Genomic DNA, 17,465 nt, shown 5'->3' on the forward strand with positions numbered 1-17,465 from the left:
CGTTTGTCGTGTTAATTGTTCGGTTCATAAAAGAATCCTGCATCTGGACCAATCGGATATCCAGTCAGCATCCATATGAACAGCATAACGACCCAAATAATAAAGAAACCAATAGAATAAGGGAGCATGGTCGAAATCAGGGTTCCGATTCCTACATTTTTATCGTACTTTTGAGCAAAAGCAATTACAATGGCGAAGTATGGCATCAATGGTGAAATAATGTTTGTAGTTGAATCGGCAATTCTATACGCTAAAGTAGTCAGCTCAGGTGAGTAGCCAAGCTGCATCATTAACGGAACAAAAACCGGTGCCATAATCGCCCATTTTGCGGATGAGCTTCCTATAAACAAGTTAATGAAAGCCGCCACAAATATGAACGCGATAATCAAACCAATTCCATTCAAACCAATAGCATCCAAGAATTCCGCTCCACTTACAGCGATTACTTTCCCCATGTTGGTATGCGTGAAATAAGCAACAAATTGCCCTGCCGTGAAAGCTAGAACAATATACATTCCCATGGTCGCCATAGTTTCTGACATTTGATTGGCGACATCTTTATCATTCTTAATTTCCTTTGTTATCTTTCCATACACCAAACCGGGAATAAAGAAAATGAGCAGGATAATGGGCACAAGACTATGGAAGAAAGGGGAGGCAAGAAAGTCATCAGGATTTCTCATAGGACCCCAAGAAGGGACGACGAGAAGAGACAACAGTCCGATTGTGATGATCAGCGCCAGAAGTGCTCCAAGCATTCCTTTCTTTTCAAGTTTTGTTACATAGTTGACCTCTTCTTCAACTCCACCCTGGTAATTTCCAAGTCTTGGTTCAACAAGTTTATCTGTTATGAGTGTCCCAACAAGAGTAAGCACAAAAACAGACACTATCATAAAATAATAGTTCATGGTGTAAAGAATGTTTTCTGCGTATGCAGGGTCAATGGTTTTGGCGGCCTCTTTTGTTAACTCACCGAGTAAGGGATCCAGCGAAGTAAGGAGTAAGTTAGCGCTGAACCCTGCGGATACACCGGCAAATGCTGCGGCTAATCCTGCTAAAGGATGACGGCCTAAACCAGCAAATAGGACAGCACCGAGAGGCGTGAGCACCACGTAACCTGCGTCTGCAGCCATGCTTGACATGATACCTCCAAATACCAGAGCAGCCGTCATTAAGGAACGTGGCACAGATGTAACCAGCCCTCTTAGCATTGCGCTGATAAGACCGGACCTTTCAGCCACTCCAATTCCGAGCATCGTAACTAGAACGGTTCCGAGTGGAGCGAAACCTACAAAGTTCTCTACCATACTTTCAAAAATGTATTTGATTCCTTCGCTAGATAATAAATTGGTAACTTCAAGAGTATCTCCCGTTGCAGGATCTTCTACTTGAATACCAAGGGTTGAAAAAATCCAGGATGCTAGTATGACAAGAAAAGCAAATATAGCAAATAACGTTACTGGGTGGGGGAGTTTGTTACCCACATGTTCAATCCAGTCCAGTATCCGAACGGTACGACTTCTATTTTCTTGGTGTTCCATGAGTTTCCTCCTTAATATGACAAGACTGAAAATTTTACAATAACGCGTTAAAGTATAATAGCTTAAGACATAGATTTGAAGACTTCTTGAAAATGTTTCACTAGAAAGAATATTATAAATTAAAAAAATAGTAGTGATATTTTTGAAATCAACAGGAATATATCAACAAAGCGTGCTACAATGATTATAAAATGAATGTTCATTCAGTTTGGAGGATTCCGAATGAAAACCTTAAGAGATGCTATTTACCAAATAACACTTCCAACCCCTTATGCAGTGGGAGACGTACACCTCTACTTACTAAAAGGCGAGCGACTCACCCTGGTAGATGCAGGTGTGAAAACCGATGCTGCTTGGAATGAATTAATAATTCAATTAAAAGAACTTGGATACAGCCCCGGTGATATAGATCAAATTGTACTAACGCATCACCATCCAGATCATATGGGATTGATCGAACATTTTCCTAATCTGACGACAGTTGCTGCTCACCCGAAGTTAAGACCATGGCTTGAAAGGGAAGAATCTTTCTTTTTGAGATACGAGGAATTTTTTTACCGTATGTATAAAGAATCTGGGGTGCCGGAGCAGTATTTAGGGTTGCTCAAATCCCTTCGTAAACCTTTGAAATGGAGCGCAGAAGGCAAATTGACAATTGAACTGGTGGAAGGAGACAGGATTCCAGGGCACGAGGAGTGGGTAACAATAGAGACCCCCGGACATGCTCAGAGTCATATTTCGTTTTATCGACAAGCTGATGGATCTTTTATTGGCGGTGATCATCTGCTTGCTCATATCTCTTCCAACCCCCTGTTAGAACCACCATATGGCATGGAAAAAGACCGTCCCCGCCCCCTTCTGCAATACCGGGCTTCTCTGGGAAAATTATTGGATAAAAATATTCAAATGGTTTATCCGGGGCACGGAAAGACGTTTCAGAACACAGATGAACTAGTCATTCAGCGTCTTAAAAAGCAAGAGGAGCGTGCACTTAAAGTCCTGAATATGTTTGAAGAAAAGAGATTATGTGCATATGATGTATGCAGGCATTTGTTTCCTAAACATATAGAAAGTCAGTTTGGTCTGACGATGTCTGAAACGATTGGCCAGTTGGATTACTTAGAAAACAAAAAAGCAGTGGTCGCCGAATTTTCGGGTGAACAAAAATATTATTATGTAAACAGGTGATGGTTATATGAATGAATTGGTCAAAGATAAAAAAGTTTTAATAACGGGAGCTTCAAGTGGAATTGGTAAGTATTTAGCTATTCATGTGGCGCGCGAAGGAGGCATACCTATTTTAGTTGCCAGGTCTGCCGATCGCCTTGCCATTATCAAAGAAAAAATAGAAGCTGTATTTTCCGTACCTTGTTACTGGTACAAAGCTGATTTATCTAACGATGCCGAATGGAAAGATGTTATTGATCAAATATGTTACGATCATGGATCGATTGATGGATTGATCAACAATGCAGGGATGGCTGTTTTCGATCTGGTCTCAGAAGCAAAGTGGCAGGATATCGATCGAATGCTTTCCATTAACGTAAAATCCTTATTCCGAACTACTCATCAACTGCTCCCTCATTTCCTGCAGCAAGGGAGAGGACACATAGTTAATATCGCTTCTCAAGCTGGCAAAATAGCGACTCCAAAGTCCTCTGTTTATGCCGCTACCAAACATGCTGTCATAGGTTTTACCAATGGGCTTAGGATGGAAGTGGAAAGTCAGGGAGTCTATGTGACTTCTGTGAACCTGGGGCCAGTACGTACAAATTTCTTTAATCAGGCAGACCCTACAGGAGCCTATGAAAAAGCAGTAGATCGATTTATGCTGGATCCAAATAAAGTAGCGGCTGAAGTAGTTGGTCATTTATTTACTCAGCAGAGAGAGATTAATATGCCTGGCTGGATGAATTCGGGCAGTAAAATGTATTCTCTCGCCCCTGCTTTTTTGGAAAAAGCAATGGAACGCCAATTTAATAAAAAATAATGGTTCTGCGTTTCCGGTGGGTGTCCGTATTTAACGGAACCCTGAATTTGTTCCCGTCATAATATTTCTAAAAATACCACAGCCTGTTAATATTGGAGAATGATAAATGCTTAGGTTATACTGTTAGCATTAGTAATAGAAATTACTCTGCCGTCAGCGAAACACTGGTGGATAACATCCTGCCGAATGAGCAAGAGAATTGCCATAGGGTAATCATTTTTTTATGATAGTGTTAGGAGGGATCGATAATGAAGTTACGTATCACAGATGAGGCCAAAAATAAGCTTGAAGATATTAAAGATCCTAGTCGCCCGATTATTCGACTGTATTATGATACAGAAGGGTGTGGATGTGGAGTAAACGGACTCCCCACCATCCGGTTTACCGATCAAATTCTGAATACAGATAACTTGGTAGTAAATGCAGAATACAAAGTGATCATTGATCATCAACAAGCCACTTTCTTTAAGCCGGATATGAAACTGGATTTCATTAAAAACAGCTTCCGCCTTTCAAGTCCTGATGGGATTCTTAATCCTATTATCTCTCCAAAAGATGTGAAAGAAGTCCAGGCCGTATGAGTAAGAAAGAACAAAGAGAAGGATCACTAAGTGACCATTTAAATGAAGATGTATTAACTCAGCTTCGTTTAAAAAAATCTGAACTAAAACAAAGCGAAGCCGAACGTCAGGAGCAGGAAAAGCAGAAGCGCCTTGAAGAAAGAAAGAAAAAAGAAGCAAATAAAAGCTTTGAAGAACTTCTGAATGAAAGTGAACTTGATTGGAAAACATTTAAAAAGTAGGCCTCCATTTATTGAATGGAAGCCTACTTTTTTAAACCTTAGATTGGATCTTATAATTGACTTTATACTAAAACAATACATAAGAAGCGACAAAGTAAATTAAAGTCATGAGAAGAGATGGTGCCGCATAACGCCAGTGACTTCTCATACTATCTGGGCGTATAAGCAGAAAGATCATAATTAATGTCATAACGACTCCAAGACATGCAATAAATATATGAGAAGCCTGGACAGAAGCGAGGATAGCTCCCTCTCTATATAACAAGTCGGTCAAAGCTAACAGTTGAATATTAAACAAATTACTTCCAAGTATGGAACCAATGGCCATATTATAATTGGCCAGCCTGAAGGCAGCGTACACAGCCACAAGTTCAGGCAGGGAAGTTGAGGCTGCAATTAGAAAGCTGCCAACAAAACTCGCATCAAGTCCTGATGCTTCAGCCATCCTGTCACCTGAAACAGATAAAGCACTTCCAGAAATAAAAACAATGACAGAAGCAATAATAAAACCAATAACAGCTGCTTTCAGCGAGTAATCTTTAGTTTGCCCTTCTTCTTCTTTTTCGGATTCTCCTCCAGATAGAAACTTCATACTGAATATATAAAGAAGGACAATGACGATCATCTCAATACCCACCCCGAAAATTGCGATCGAACCAGGCATCCAGAGAGAGAGAATAATAATGAGAAGGAAAAATAAGCCAAAAGAGGCCGAAGGAATATTTTCCTTATTATTTACTTTTTGAAATAACCGTTGCCTTCTATAAATAATATCCATGCTGGCAAGGATGAGCAGATTAAATACATTACTTCCCAGCATATTACCAACCGCTATATCTGGATTGTCAATATAAACAGCGGTTAAGCTTGTTGTTAATTCCGGGAGTGAAGTAGCTCCGGCGATTAAAAAAGTTCCGACTGCAGCTCCGCTCAAGGAAGATTTCTTGCTAATAACGTCCCCGAACTGGTTGAGGTAGACAGCACTAACTACCACAACAGCTGCAGCAAGGATGAATACAAAATAAATCATATCGTTTCTCCTTTCTGCCAGAACATAAAAAACCCTGGCACAAAAATATTGTACCAAGGTCTTGCGTACTAAGCAGAACTTAGTCCAATGAACCAGGTATAAAGAATACCGTATTGACGGTTCATTAGCCGATATCCGGTCGCTACTCCCCTTGTTACTACTAATATAGCTTGAGCAGATAAAAGAGTCAAAGATTAAGTTCTTTTAAAAATGAGAAAAGATAAGAATTCATCATCATCACCAAGCTTCTGTTTGCTCGTAGCCTCTTTAGAAAAGATTTTCTTCTAGATGTAAATTGTATTATATTGGAATTTGAAGGATCCAATGTTATACTGAACTTAATTAAATATTGAAACAAGCTCTACTAGGGGTGCCTTCGGGCTGAGACAAATACGTTTGAACCCTAGAACCTGATCTGGACGATACCAGCGTAGGAAAGTAGAGGATGTAGCACATGTATTTACAAATACTTGCTATACAACCGCTTCCCTATGGGGAGCGGTTTTTTTATGGAAAAGGAAGTGGATTAGGTTTGAAGCGGGAACTTCATGTACTCTCAGATGGAAAAAAAGAATTGGATGAATTCTGCCAGATGGCCCTATCAATACAATCCGCAGCCACGGCTATACACCTTCGTGAAAAGCATCGGCCGGAAGAAGAAATACAGAAATGGGTCCATACACTTATAAAAGAAGGAATTTCAAGCACAAAAATCATTGTAAACTCTCATTACTCGGTAGCTGGAAGATGGGGAGCAGCAGGAGTTCAACTTCCAGAAGACGGGCCTTCCCCGGAGACTGTGAAAAGACTCTATCCTGAACTGAGAGTAGGCTGTTCCATTCATGGATTGGAAGCAGGATACCAAAAAGAAAGGGAAGGTGCTGATTACCTCCTTTTTGGAAATGTTTATCAGACCGAAAGTAAGTCGGGTCTTAAGGGTAAAGGCGTAAAGTCATTAGAATCATTAACCGAAGCGGTTTCCATACCAGTGATAGCTATTGGAGGTATTCACATATCAAATTTGGAAAGAGTTCTTCAAACTAAGGTATCCGGAATAGCTGTGATGTCTTCCATTGCTGAAGCACACAACCCTGGGGAGAAAGCCTGGAGGTTTCAAACAAGGATGCAAAGGAGTTGTTATCATGCCTAAGAAGTACGACACGATCATACTTGGTGGGGGAGTCATAGGCTGTTCTACAGCTTTTTATCTATCGAAGAAAGGACAGCATGTTTTAGTTCTGGAGAAAGGGTCCCTTGGGCAAGAAGCTTCCAGTGCAGCTGCAGGAATGCTCGGGGTCCAAACGGAGTTGGAAGAGGAAAGCCCTATATATGAACTAGCGCGTAAGAGCCGGGAGATGTTTCCAAACTTAGCAGTAGAGTTAAAGGACCGGACTGGAATAGACATTGGGCTTTCACAAAAGGGAATAATCAGACCAGCTTTTACGGAAGAACAGAGAGTTCGTTACCGGGAAATTGCTGCAAATCAAAAGCTGAAAGGTGAAGAATCATCCTGGAAAGATAGAGAAGAATTAGTTGAAATGGAACCATGTCTGACAGATTCATTAGTTGGAGGTTTATGGTTTCCAAAAGAAGGGCATGTGTCAGCTCCAGACCTTACCCGGGCTTTTACGAGGGCTGCAGCTGTAAACGGAGTGACTTTTCGTGAATCTACTGATGTCTATCAGTTGATAAGTAAACAAAATCAAGTAGTAGGAGCAGCTACAGACGCCGGGGATTTTTATGGAAGTTCCGTTCTAGTGGCTGCCGGAGCATGGAGTCGTCGTTTTTTACCTGGTAAAGAACAGGCTTTATACCCTGTAAAGGGAGAGGCTCTTGCGGTTAAAACAGAAAAATCTATACTCCATACAACCATCTTTACAGATGATTGCTATCTTGTTCCGAAAAAAGGCGGAGAAATTATTGTTGGAGCAACTTCCACACCTTATACATTTGACAAGCGCGTAACCGTAGAGGGAACAGAAGGACTGATTCATAAAGCCAAGAGGCTTCTACCTTTATTGGGGAGAGCAGAAATTGATCGAATTTGGGCTGGAACGAGACCTATGACAGGAGACGGACTGCCGATTATGGGAGAACACCCTGAGTTGAGCAGCTTGTATTTTAGCACGGGACATTATCGTAACGGAATATTATTAAGTCCAGTTACCGGGAAGTTAATGGCAGATTATATAGCAGGGGAAGCGAATCTCATAACAGATTTATCAGCTTTTACGCCTGCTCGCTTTCAATACCAAGCGGAGGAGAGCCCACTATGAAACTCTTTATTAATGGTGAGGAAATGATAGTACCGGATGATGTGACGAACGTGGAGGAGCTTTTGGACTATTTTAAATTAAATAATAAGGCTGGTATTGTCGAGAGAAATCAAGTAATTGTGGATAGATCTTTACATGCCGAAGAGGCTGTAACGAATGAGGATCGGATAGAAATCGTTCACTTTGTAGGAGGAGGATGAAAAATGTTAACCATAGCTAATCGTAATTTTCATTCAAGATTATTGCTGGGCACCGGAAAATATCCTGACTATTCTATCCAAAAGCAAGCTGTGGATGTTTCCGAAGCAGAAATTTTAACGTTTTCTGTTCGTCGAATGAATATCTTTGAAGCAGATCAGCCTAATTTCTTGGAAACGATTGATACGGATCAATACACACTGCTTCCAAACACGGCAGGTGCTAAAACGGCAGAGGAAGCAGTCAGAACGGCTAGGCTGGCTAAAGCTTCTGGATTATGCGATATGATAAAAGTAGAAGTAATCGGTGACCAGCGTACCTTGCTTCCTGATCCCATTGAAACATTAAAAGCTTCTGAGATACTATTGGAAAAAGGCTTTATAGTGCTGCCTTACACTTCGGATGATGTTATGCTAGCAAAAAGGCTGCAGGACTTAGGTGTGCATGCCATTATGCCTGGGGCTTCACCGATTGGTTCTGGGCAGGGAATTATCAACCCACTAAATTTACAATTTATTATAGAGCAGTCAACAGTTCCTGTTATTGTAGATGCGGGTATAGGTTCCCCGACCGATGCAGCTCAGGCGATGGAGATTGGGGCTGACGGTGTCTTACTAAATACGGCTGTTTCTCAAGCGGAAGACCCTGTAAAAATGGCCCGGGCGATGAAGCTCTCAATCGAGGGCGGCAGATTAGGTTATGAAGCAGGTCGAATTCCTAAGAAAACTTACGCGACAGCAAGCAGTCCTACGGAAGGAATGAGCATTGGTTGAAGGAAAGATATTCTAGACAAATCTTGTTTTCACCTATAGGTGAAAATGGCCAGCGAAAATTAAGTGAAAAGCATGTGCTCTTAATAGGAGCAGGAGCTTTAGGAACAAGTAACGCGGAAATGCTGGCTCGTGCGGGTGTTGGGAAAATAACCGTAGTCGATCGAGATTATGTAGAGTGGAGCAACCTGCAGCGCCAGCAACTGTTCACTGAGAGGGATGCAGTGGAACGTATTCCAAAAGCAGTAGCTGCAGCTGATCAATTGAGAGAAATAAATTCAGAAATCAATATTTCAGGTAAAATCATGGATGTTTCAATTCACGAAATTGAGGAACTGGTCGAAGGTGTAGACATTATGATTGATGCTACTGATAACTTTGAAACCAGGCTGCTTCTTAATGATGCTTCACAGAAATATCAAGTACCCTGGGTTTACGGCGCCTGCACAGGAAGTTATGGACTTTCTTATACGGTAGTTCCAGGGCAGACTCCCTGTTTCTCATGTTTGTTAGGATCTGTTCCTATGGGAGGGGAAACATGCGATACCGTGGGTATTATTAGCCCTGCCGTTCAAATTGTTGCTGCTTATCAAACCACCGAGGCATTGAAGCTTTTAGTAGAAGATTACAAATCTCTAAGAAGAAACCTGTTTTATTTCGATATTTGGAAAAACCAGCAGTCAACTATTAAGGTAGAAAAACTAAAAAAAGACGATTGTCCTTCTTGTGGTCAGGCATGCACCTATCCTCATCTCGACCCTGTAAATTTATCTAGAACAGCGGTACTATGCGGACGGGACACGGTGCAAATCCGTCCAGCAAACAAGGGAAAAAGAAATCTGGATGAACTCTTTGATAGGCTTCAAGCTATCGAGGGCGGAAAAGTAGAAGGAAATTCTTTTCTTGTAAATCTTACAATAGAAGGGCGCCGGCTGGTAGCTTTTCAAGATGGTCGGGTACTCATTCATGATACGAAAGATATAAGCGAAGCCAAAACGCTTTATAACCGTTATATTGGAGGCTGATCCCCAAGATTAAAAACACGCTCTCTTACCATGAGAGCGTGTTTTTAATAATCCAAAGGAAGGATTATTAAGCCTTGGAGTAGAAATTAAGATTAAGGTAAAGCCGACTTAATAATGGTGGATATTATATAGAATCAGCTGACGTAAGACCGTTGTTTCAGCCACTATCGCTTACCTAATAATCGTTCGAAACGGACTCTCACAATTTTGATTACACAGAGAATACAATAAAGGCTAAAGTTTGAGGATCTCTCTAATCTCTTTTAACTGAGATTAAGTAAAATATAATAGAGGTCGTTCAAATAAATAGTTAACTACAGCCTGAAGGGTTGGACAGGTGGTCAAACATGCCCAATTGGAAACAAATTAGGGATATAATTTTAAAGGAGGAATTTTATTCAGCAGAGAAAAAAGGACTGGCGATCCTTGGTATTGTAATTATTGCGCTTTTACAGTCGTTTACAGAATCTACATTGGATGAGAGCTTAGCAATCATTATGGCTGCAGCATTAATGAGCGGCTATTCTATTATGAAGATGAAGCGTAAAGAAAGAATATACGAGTTTTTTATAGTATCCATATTAAGTCTTCTGCTGCTTGCTTGGGGACTTTACAGGGTCTTAGAAATAATAGTTAATGGTGTCACTTATTGATGGAAATCAAATAAACGGATTCTGAATAAAATTAACTGCACTGTTCCCATTTTATTTTTATTTACAATACTCACTGAAAGTAAGGGGAGATCCCAAGTATGACAAAAAATCTACTAAGGGTAGGAACGGTTTATCTGCCTGTTCAACGTGTGGATAAAGCAGCAGACTGGTATGTAGATAAATTAGGAGCTTATGTTACGTATAAAGATGACAATAAAGCCATCGTTAATATGGCGAACCTAAGTTTCTTTCTTGTAAAAGCAAAGGAAAAAGAAACTGCCAATTTTATTGATGAGAGAGGTGAAGAGTGCTTTTCGTTAACCTTTGAAGTAAATGGTAAAGACGAGCTTGAAATACTTTATAACGAATTGGCTAGTCAAGGAGTCCAGGTCGGCCCATTTGAAAACAGAGGCCATGGGGGCAAGAACTTTATTTTTTACGATATAGATGGAAACATGTTTGATGTATGGAGTGAATTGAGCTCGGTATTTAAAGAAAAGTTTGATATTGGTTGAAGAGAAAACGAAAAGGTCCCTTTTTATAAGTTAAAGGGACCTTTTCATATATTAAGGAATGCTCTTCATATTGCTCGTTTGGATATCGAAACCTTCAATGATGGGTTGTTCTGGGATATTTAACTCTGCCAGACCCACCGTCATTTTGCATGAAAAGAAAGTTTCATTATCTAATAACGGGAATGACGAGTAAATAATTTCTTAGCAAATACTGCTATCTCCAGCTTTTCAATCGTATTCCAGTAATGATTTAATACATTTTCCTCTTTGTCGTTAATTTTCTTTTTAACTAATGGAAACATCGCCATGTCCTTGAACCAATCCTCATCTTCAGCAGCAGAGTGTGTCCAATCTTCCCACACATCTTTCAGGTTTGGACTGTATATACGTGGACCGTTCTTATTCAGATCAGTCGGCGTATGAGGTAGCAATTGGTTAGAACTAGGGGAAATTTTCTTCGTGTCAGTAAAAAGATGAGGCCAAAAATCGTGACGTGACCCTGTATGAGGATGTTGCTCTGTCCAAATTATGATGTAATTCAGACGGCTTTTAATGGAATAAAGATCATGATAAAGTTTTTTACCTAATAGAATTCGATCTTTTAATGAAGAAAAATGATGAACGGTTCCTCCTACAAAATTTGTTTGTTTAATACTTTGCGTTTCGTAAGGGATTAGTATGTGATTCAATTCAAATACATCTTGTAGTCTAAATAAGATTGTATGAAGTACATTTTTTTGATACTGATCATTCAAGATAACTCGGCTCTCGATATAATTCTGTTCGTTTATAATTAAAGCTGTCGTGAGCAGTGGACTGGATTGATTATTCCAAAAGTGCGTCCAAAAAGGCTCCATAAATCGTGATACATTCAAATGGGTCAGTAAGTGAAATAAGGAGGTCTTCTGTTTCTTGCTCGCTTCGTAAAGTAATAACTGCGGATAGGCATCCTGAAATATGAGCCAGTTTCCTCTTTCAAGAAAAAGGTAAAAATCATTTTGTTCCTTTGGGGTAAGCAGCCTGGCTAAAAATTCTCCTTTTAAATCGGTCATATTCCAGCCGGCATTTCTAGAAACCAAATGAGCTAGCAAAGACCAATGGACTTCTGGATGGAGTTTGAAATAATCCAGGTAAGCCATGGTTCTAGTAACGTTGTTCCTGTTTTTTTGCTTTGTTTTATCACGAATGCTCAGGACAAGCTTTCTTTCATCTTTCGAGAGGGCAGAAATGGGTTTTTCTTTTATCTTATTTTTCAATTCTGCTTTTAACATGGTGTACTGGTTATGATTGGTAATCCACTTTCTTAACAATAGCTTCAGCCTCCTTTCGCAGCGTGGGTGTAGCACCTGATGAATACATTTAAACTATTGATAGAACAGAATGAGGAATGAGGTTGAAGGAGATTGTTTATTAGAAATTATGCAGCATATTAACCTCTTTAAAGAACAGCAGACCATGGATGGATCCTGGAATTATCCTTTTGAAACTGGAATTATGACGGATGCTTATATGATTATTTTATTACGTCCCCTTAATCTTCATGAAGATGAATTGATTTAGCAACTTACCGGTCGTATTATAAGCAGACAGGAAAGAACCGGGGCCTGGAAGTTGTTTTATGATGAAGAAAGCGACAACTTATCATCAACGAAAGAAGCCTATATGCTTTGCTGTTTTCTGGGTTATACAAGAAAGAGGATATTGATCTTCAGAAAGCAAGAAACTTTATATAAAAGCATGGCGGCTTAGAAAAAGCATCTATGTTTACAAAAATATTGTTGGGTTTGACTGCACAATATCTTGGCAGAGAAATTTATTATTCCTGTTGAAGTGATTTTCCTGCCTCCTGCATTTCTTATACAACTTTACGATCTATCTGTGTTTGGAAGAGCAAACCTTGTTCCTATTCTTCTCCTTGCTTACAAAAAATATCAGGTCGTTAGCAGTCAGACGCATGATTTGTCAGAGTTGAGCATCAACCATAAGAATTGGAGCAGCAAAGAATCTTTCTTTGAAGATGAGAATCGTTCCAACGAATGGAAACAGTATTTTAGCGAGTTACTGAATGTAATGAACCATAATGAGACAACTCCCGCACAGGGAATAAAACGACCGCAGGCAATATCGAACACGGAGGTTATCACAGCTAAATATATAAAAAAGACAGCGATCCAATCTAAATTAAGAAATAGATGAACTTTATCAGGTTTACTTCTTTACAATATAAGGTATGGGTAAAAATGGAATTTATTAAAGGGAACTATAAAAACTATAATAAGGAGTCTATTGAAGGTGGCAGAAATAAAAAATAGAAATAACATCTCAAATAATGAAGAAAAGCTTAGGTATTCGTTTAGAAATACAGGGGCAGGGATACTGTTTGGTATAGGAGTAGCTGCTTTTATTGATGAAACCGTTTTTCATCAATTGTTACACTGGCATCATTTTTACGATAAATCAACTACCAATGCCGGGTTAGTATCCGATGGATTCTTTCATGCTTTCAGTTGGTTTGCAACAGTGGCTGCTTTATTTTTAGTGGCTGATCTGCGCCGCCGACATGCCTTCTGGCCCGTCAAATGGTGGGGAGCCGTGTTAATTGGAGCGGGAGGGTTTCAACTTTATGATGGGACCATTCAACATAAACTGATGCGAATTCACCAGATAAGGTATGTGGAGGATCTATTACCATACGATCTTGTATGGAATGGATCAGCTGTACTGATGATTATTGCAGGAAGCATAATTTTATATAAGAACCGAAATAGAAACAGCATTTCAGGCGGGAGAAGATAATAGTGAATCACGCTCAGATCGCAAATGTTACAACTGGTCTGCCCGCCCTATTTTTAAGTATTGGAGCTCTCCTTATCGTTATCTTGTATATATGGGCAGGACTGCGTTCAAGTCGTCATAATCGATTAAAAGTATGGCCCTGGTATCGGTATGTTAGTTTCACATTTGGTATAATTTGTGCTGCTATATCTGTTACAGGACCAATCGCAGCTCTGGCAATAAGCAATTTTACTATGCATATGGTAAGCCATCTCCTGCTTGGTATGCTTGCTCCTGTTTTACTAGTTCTGGCAGCTCCCGTTACCCTGTTTTTACGGTCACTTCCTGTAAGAAAAGCGAAATTTGTAGCCAGTCTGCTTCGTAGTTACCCTGTGCGTTTTATTACTCATCCTATAATAGCCTCTTTACTGAATATTGGCGGTCTTTGGATTCTTTATACGACCAGTTTGTATAGTTGGATGCATACCAACCTTATGGTTCATATCTTAGTACATGTCCATATTTTCGCAGCAGGCTACGTTTTTACAGTATCATTAATTTACATAGATCCTGTTCCTCACCGGCTCAGTTATATATACAGATCCATCGTTTTAATTGGCGCCTTGGCAGCCCACGGCATTCTCTCAAAATATATTTATGGTCATCCCCCTAAGGGAGTTGGTGTACAAGAAGCACAGACAGGTGGAAAGCTTATGTACTATGGTGGAGATTTAATTGACCTCGTGATTATAGTGTTATTATGCTATCACTGGTATAAAAATACGCGTCCGCGTGAGGCGTTAGCTTAAATCTTTTATCCCAACCTGATTAGTATTAATTCTTTCTTTGTGAGATCAAATGTTTCTGAGATGGGGTGGACTGATTTCCTTATTAGAAGAATAAATATCACCAGATAATTTACGACATTATATAATGAACTAACTGACTTCTAATCGGGCAATGCCTTCGGGTTTTCTTGACTATATTTCTATAGTTAAAAGATCTTAAAGGAGATGAGAATTTATGGTTCCATTTAAAAACCCCTGTATAGTCATTAAAGAATTCCCGAATTATGACGATTATAAAAGAATCAAAGAGCTAATGGAAGTTTGCATAGCCCATGATAACCTATCGCTCAAACTGGAACTTGATTATAAATTAAGCCATTCGTCTCGTGAAATAAAAGATATAAATAAGTCCAATGAATTTATGTTTTATGAGGGAGAAACACTTATAGGATATACGGGTATATGTCAATTCGGGGCCGAAGTGATGGAAGTGAATGGAATGGTTCACCCGAATTACAGAAGAAGGGGAATTTTCAGCAGGCTATATGGATTAGTCGAAGATGAGTGGCGCAAAAGGCCAACTGAAGATATGTTATTACTATCTGATCACCATTCGCACTCAGGGCAAGCATTTATTAAATTTACTGGGGCTCACTATGATAACTCTGAATACGAAATGTTCCTGGTGAATAAGCCAAAAGATAAGGCTGCTTCAAGGCAAATTTCCCTTAGAAAAGCAATGAATAAGGACACAAAAGAAATTGCGAGACAAAATAACATCTATTTTCAAACCGATCCCAGCACTGGACTCACTCTTCCAGAAGAAGAGGCTAAGCACGGGGTTGATATTTATTTGGCTGAACTTGAGCAATCATGTATAGGGAAAGTGCACTTGAATAGGGAAGGCAGCACCGGTACAATTTATGGTTTAGGAGTATTGCCAGAGTATCGCGGCAGGGGGTATGGAAGAGAAATTTTGTTAAGATGTATAGAGAAGCTGAATGAAATAAAAATCCATGATATTAGGCTTCAAGTAGCAATGAAAAATAGGAAAGCTTTAAGTCTTTATCAGAATTGCGGTTTTGAAGAAGCCTCTATAATGGATTATTTTAAGCTCTCAAAGAGAAATCTCAATTGAGAATAACAAACGTCCAGAACATGGATCATGTTCTGGACGTTTAAATGTACATTTAGAAAACTTTCGTAGTCCAATCTTCACAATTCCATACGTCTGTAACAACATCCATATAGAAATCTGGTTCGTGAGAAATAAGCAGGACACTTCCTTTATAATCCCGTAAGGCTCGCTTCAATTCTGCTTTCGCATCAACATCTAAGTGGTTGGTAGGTTCGTCGAGTACAAGAAGATTTGTTTCTTTGTTAATTAACTTACAAAGACGCACTTTTGCTTTTTCCCCGCCACTTAGTACTTGCACTTTACTTTCAATATGCTTTTTTGTTAAGCCGCACTTTGCAAGGGAAGCACGCACTTCATATTGAGTAAAATGTCTGAATTCCTCCCAAATCTCTTCAATGCACGTGTTTTTGCTTGTTTCTTTTAATTCTTGTTCAAAATAGCCGATATGAAGATGATCTCCTAATTGAACGGAGCCCTCAACCGGCTGTATTTCCCCAAGAATGCTTTTTAATAAAGTAGTTTTACCAATCCCGTTCGCCCCAGATAACGCAATTTTCTCACCGCGTTCCATAGATAAGTTGAGAGGTCTGGAAAGAGGCTCGTCATACCCGATGACAAGATCATTAGTCTCAAACAAATATTTTCCCGGGGTTCGAGCTTGTTTAAAGTTAAATTGAGGTTTTGGTTTTTCGGAATCAAGTTCGATGACGTCCATTTTATCAAGTTTCTTTTGGCGGGACATTGCCATTTTACTCGTCGCAGCATTGGCTTTATTACGAGCTACAAAGTCTTTTAGATTAGCAATTTCTTTTTGCTGCTTTTTATAAGCGGCTTCAAGCTGTTGCTTTTTCATGTCGTACACTTTTAAAAATTCATTGTAGTCGCCCGGGTACCGGGTTAATTCCTGGTTTTCCACGTGATAAATGATATTTACGACACTATTCAGAAATGGGATATCATGGGAAATGAGGATAAAGGCGTTCTCATATTCCAGGAGGTATTTCTTCAGCCACTCTATATGTTCAACATCGAGATAGTTTGTAGGCTCGTCTAATAATAATATATCAGGTTTTTCCAAAAGCAGCTTGGCCAGTAACACTTTTGTACGCTGGCCACCGCTTAGGTCAGTAACATCGCGCTCTAGTCCGATTTCATCTAGCCCAAGTCCATTAGCAACTTCGTCAACTTTTGCATCGATCGTATAAAAATCATTGTTCGTCAACGTGTCTTGCAGCCGCCCGGTTTCTTCAAGAAGGTTTTCCAGTTCTTCGGGATTCGCTTCACCCATCTTTCCAAACAAGTGATTCATTTCATTTTCCATATCAAATAGATATTGGAATGCAGTTCTCAAGACATCTCTTATTGTCATACCTTGCTGTAGATCAGCATGTTGATCCAAATAACCTATTCGAATGTTTTTAGACCAAATGATTTTACCGGCATCAGGCTCTACCTTACCTGTAATTATGTTCATAAAGGTTGATTTACCTTCACCATTAGCACCAATTAAACCTATATGTTCGCCTCTTAATAGACGAAAAGAAACATTTTCAAAGATAGCACGGTCTCCGAAACCGTGACTTAATTCTTTTACTGTAAGTAAACTCATGTGAAACACCTATTTCCTTCTATATAATTTATACCCCTATCATTATAAAGGGGATGAGAAGAAAGTGATAGTGGAGATTCTTCTTGGTGAACAATGGAGCAGCCTTTTTTAGGTTTTTATACTGCCGTAGGGTTTAATATCCAACATCAAGTGGAACTTATTATACAATAAGATAGGTGGTTTTTTGAAAAATTACCCAATTGTGGCAGAGCACAAATTTTTTTGAAGGGGGCGAGGAATGTGAGCTTGTTTCGGAAAATAACTCTCCTATTAGCGATAATTTCTATATTTTTATTTAGCTACCGATTAATGAATGAAAACTTTAATCCACTTCCGAACTTCATTTTTTATTTTT

At 39.5% G+C, this 17,465-nt stretch carries 20 protein-coding genes and 1 riboswitch; of the genes, 16 read left to right on the plus strand and 4 right to left on the minus strand.

Translation table 11 applies throughout. The annotated features are described in order from the left end of the window. Positions 1–11: 11 nt before the first annotated feature. Positions 12–1,541, minus strand: a complete 1,530-nt coding sequence (locus BMZ06_RS01235; protein WP_089749323.1) for an AbgT family transporter — start codon at positions 1,539–1,541, stop codon at positions 12–14. Positions 1,542–1,763: 222 nt separating this feature from the next. On the opposite strand from BMZ06_RS01235, the gene BMZ06_RS01240 reads away from it, so the two are divergent. The 4 genes from BMZ06_RS01240 (at position 1,764) to BMZ06_RS01255 (ending at position 4,333) form a co-directional block, all read left to right on the plus strand. Further along, the gene (locus BMZ06_RS01240) at positions 1,764–2,729 is read left to right on the plus strand and encodes an MBL fold metallo-hydrolase (RefSeq protein WP_089749325.1); all 966 of its coding nucleotides are present in this window, start codon (positions 1,764–1,766) and stop codon (positions 2,727–2,729) included. A 7-nt stretch (positions 2,730–2,736) separates the two neighbouring features. Continuing rightward, positions 2,737–3,531, plus strand: a complete 795-nt coding sequence (locus BMZ06_RS01245; protein WP_089749327.1) for an SDR family NAD(P)-dependent oxidoreductase — start codon at positions 2,737–2,739, stop codon at positions 3,529–3,531. Between the two features lie 248 nt (positions 3,532–3,779). After that, positions 3,780–4,112 carry an iron-sulfur cluster biosynthesis family protein gene (locus BMZ06_RS01250; protein ID WP_089749329.1) on the plus strand — a complete coding sequence of 111 codons (333 nt, stop codon included), beginning with the start codon at positions 3,780–3,782 and terminating at the stop codon, positions 4,110–4,112. Then, positions 4,109–4,333, plus strand: coding sequence for a YqkE family protein (locus BMZ06_RS01255; RefSeq protein WP_089749332.1), 225 nt, complete (start codon positions 4,109–4,111; stop codon positions 4,331–4,333). The genes BMZ06_RS01250 and BMZ06_RS01255 overlap by 4 nt, the downstream gene beginning before the upstream one ends. Positions 4,334–4,400: 67 nt before the next feature. On the opposite strand, the gene BMZ06_RS01260 is transcribed toward BMZ06_RS01255, so the two are convergent. Beyond that, positions 4,401–5,363, minus strand: coding sequence for a sodium:calcium antiporter (locus BMZ06_RS01260; RefSeq protein WP_089749333.1), 963 nt, complete (start codon positions 5,361–5,363; stop codon positions 4,401–4,403). Positions 5,364–5,719: 356 nt separating this feature from the next. Next, a riboswitch (TPP riboswitch) is annotated at positions 5,720–5,817 on the plus strand. Here BMZ06_RS01260 and BMZ06_RS01265 point away from each other — a divergent pair. From BMZ06_RS01265 to BMZ06_RS01295, 7 genes are all read left to right on the plus strand, one after another. Further along, positions 5,818–6,513 (plus strand): thiamine phosphate synthase, encoded by a 696-nt coding sequence (locus BMZ06_RS01265; RefSeq protein ID WP_089749335.1) that lies wholly within the window; start codon positions 5,818–5,820, stop codon positions 6,511–6,513. It begins immediately after the preceding riboswitch. Further along, entirely contained in the window at positions 6,506–7,639 is a 1,134-nt protein-coding gene (gene thiO / locus BMZ06_RS01270; protein WP_089749337.1) for a glycine oxidase ThiO, read from the plus strand. Before BMZ06_RS01265 ends, thiO begins: the two co-directional genes overlap by 8 nt. Beyond that, positions 7,636–7,839: a sulfur carrier protein ThiS gene (gene thiS / locus BMZ06_RS01275; RefSeq protein WP_089749338.1), complete on the plus strand. Its 204-nt coding sequence runs from the start codon at positions 7,636–7,638 to the stop codon at positions 7,837–7,839. Before thiO ends, thiS begins: the two co-directional genes overlap by 4 nt. A gap of 3 nt (positions 7,840–7,842) precedes the next feature. Then, positions 7,843–8,610, plus strand: a complete 768-nt coding sequence (locus BMZ06_RS01280) for a thiazole synthase (RefSeq protein ID WP_089749341.1) — start codon at positions 7,843–7,845, stop codon at positions 8,608–8,610. Then, entirely contained in the window at positions 8,607–9,632 is a 1,026-nt protein-coding gene (locus tag BMZ06_RS01285) for a thiazole biosynthesis adenylyltransferase ThiF (RefSeq protein ID WP_089749342.1), read from the plus strand. Before BMZ06_RS01280 ends, BMZ06_RS01285 begins: the two co-directional genes overlap by 4 nt. A 347-nt stretch (positions 9,633–9,979) precedes the next feature. After that, entirely contained in the window at positions 9,980–10,285 is a 306-nt protein-coding gene (locus tag BMZ06_RS01290) for a hypothetical protein (protein ID WP_089749344.1), read from the plus strand. Between the two features lie 98 nt (positions 10,286–10,383). Next, positions 10,384–10,800 (plus strand): VOC family protein, encoded by a 417-nt coding sequence (locus tag BMZ06_RS01295; protein WP_089749347.1) that lies wholly within the window; start codon positions 10,384–10,386, stop codon positions 10,798–10,800. Between the two features lie 170 nt (positions 10,801–10,970). Here the strand turns inward: BMZ06_RS01295 and BMZ06_RS01300 are convergent, their stop codons facing one another. Then, entirely contained in the window at positions 10,971–12,110 is a 1,140-nt protein-coding gene (locus BMZ06_RS01300; RefSeq protein WP_089749348.1) for a DUF2515 domain-containing protein, read from the minus strand. Between the two features lie 70 nt (positions 12,111–12,180). On the opposite strand from BMZ06_RS01300, the gene BMZ06_RS20305 reads away from it, so the two are divergent. From BMZ06_RS20305 to BMZ06_RS01320, 5 genes are all read left to right on the plus strand, one after another. Next, positions 12,181–12,360, plus strand: coding sequence for a hypothetical protein (locus BMZ06_RS20305; RefSeq protein ID WP_139205783.1), 180 nt, complete (start codon positions 12,181–12,183; stop codon positions 12,358–12,360). A gap of 240 nt (positions 12,361–12,600) precedes the next feature. Next, positions 12,601–12,996, plus strand: a complete 396-nt coding sequence (locus BMZ06_RS01305) for a hypothetical protein (RefSeq protein ID WP_175477755.1) — start codon at positions 12,601–12,603, stop codon at positions 12,994–12,996. Positions 12,997–13,092: 96 nt separating this feature from the next. After that, the gene (locus BMZ06_RS01310; protein WP_089749352.1) at positions 13,093–13,596 is read left to right on the plus strand and encodes a DUF2243 domain-containing protein; all 504 of its coding nucleotides are present in this window, start codon (positions 13,093–13,095) and stop codon (positions 13,594–13,596) included. 2 nt (positions 13,597–13,598) lie between these two features. Next, positions 13,599–14,384, plus strand: coding sequence for a cytochrome c oxidase assembly protein (locus BMZ06_RS01315; RefSeq protein ID WP_089749354.1), 786 nt, complete (start codon positions 13,599–13,601; stop codon positions 14,382–14,384). A 214-nt stretch (positions 14,385–14,598) separates the two neighbouring features. Next, positions 14,599–15,501, plus strand: a complete 903-nt coding sequence (locus BMZ06_RS01320; protein WP_089749355.1) for a GNAT family N-acetyltransferase — start codon at positions 14,599–14,601, stop codon at positions 15,499–15,501. Between the two features lie 52 nt (positions 15,502–15,553). Here the strand turns inward: BMZ06_RS01320 and BMZ06_RS01325 are convergent, their stop codons facing one another. Next, on the minus strand, positions 15,554–17,110 hold the full coding sequence (locus BMZ06_RS01325) for an ABC-F family ATP-binding cassette domain-containing protein (protein ID WP_089749358.1): 1,557 nt from the start codon (positions 17,108–17,110) through the stop codon (positions 15,554–15,556). Positions 17,111–17,465 lie beyond the last annotated feature (355 nt).

It is taken from the genome of Halobacillus alkaliphilus, from assembly GCF_900113125.1.
Lineage (GTDB): Bacteria > Bacillota > Bacilli > Bacillales > Halobacillaceae > Halobacillus > Halobacillus alkaliphilus.

Bases quoted from the DNA above. Each gene is read 5' to 3' on its own strand.
- thiS (WP_089749338.1), top strand. From the start codon at position 7,636: ATGAAACTCTTTATTAATGGTGAGGAAATGATAGTACCGGATGATGTG.
- BMZ06_RS01295 (WP_089749347.1), top strand. From the start codon at position 10,384: ATGACAAAAAATCTACTAAGGGTAGGAACGGTTTATCTGCCTGTTCAA.
- BMZ06_RS01265 (WP_089749335.1), top strand. From the start codon at position 5,818: ATGTATTTACAAATACTTGCTATACAACCGCTTCCCTATGGGGAGCGG.
- BMZ06_RS01280 (WP_089749341.1), top strand. From the start codon at position 7,843: ATGTTAACCATAGCTAATCGTAATTTTCATTCAAGATTATTGCTGGGC.
- BMZ06_RS01255 (WP_089749332.1), top strand. From the start codon at position 4,109: ATGAGTAAGAAAGAACAAAGAGAAGGATCACTAAGTGACCATTTAAAT.
- BMZ06_RS01290 (WP_089749344.1), top strand. From the start codon at position 9,980: ATGCCCAATTGGAAACAAATTAGGGATATAATTTTAAAGGAGGAATTT.
- thiO (WP_089749337.1), top strand. From the start codon at position 6,506: ATGCCTAAGAAGTACGACACGATCATACTTGGTGGGGGAGTCATAGGC.
- BMZ06_RS01260 (WP_089749333.1), bottom strand. From the start codon at position 5,363: ATGATTTATTTTGTATTCATCCTTGCTGCAGCTGTTGTGGTAGTTAGT.
- BMZ06_RS01240 (WP_089749325.1), top strand. From the start codon at position 1,764: ATGAAAACCTTAAGAGATGCTATTTACCAAATAACACTTCCAACCCCT.
- BMZ06_RS01320 (WP_089749355.1), top strand. From the start codon at position 14,599: ATGGTTCCATTTAAAAACCCCTGTATAGTCATTAAAGAATTCCCGAAT.
- BMZ06_RS01250 (WP_089749329.1), top strand. From the start codon at position 3,780: ATGAAGTTACGTATCACAGATGAGGCCAAAAATAAGCTTGAAGATATT.
- BMZ06_RS01325 (WP_089749358.1), bottom strand. From the start codon at position 17,110: ATGAGTTTACTTACAGTAAAAGAATTAAGTCACGGTTTCGGAGACCGT.
- BMZ06_RS01235 (WP_089749323.1), bottom strand. From the start codon at position 1,541: ATGGAACACCAAGAAAATAGAAGTCGTACCGTTCGGATACTGGACTGG.
- BMZ06_RS01245 (WP_089749327.1), top strand. From the start codon at position 2,737: ATGAATGAATTGGTCAAAGATAAAAAAGTTTTAATAACGGGAGCTTCA.
- BMZ06_RS20305 (WP_139205783.1), top strand. From the start codon at position 12,181: ATGAGGAATGAGGTTGAAGGAGATTGTTTATTAGAAATTATGCAGCAT.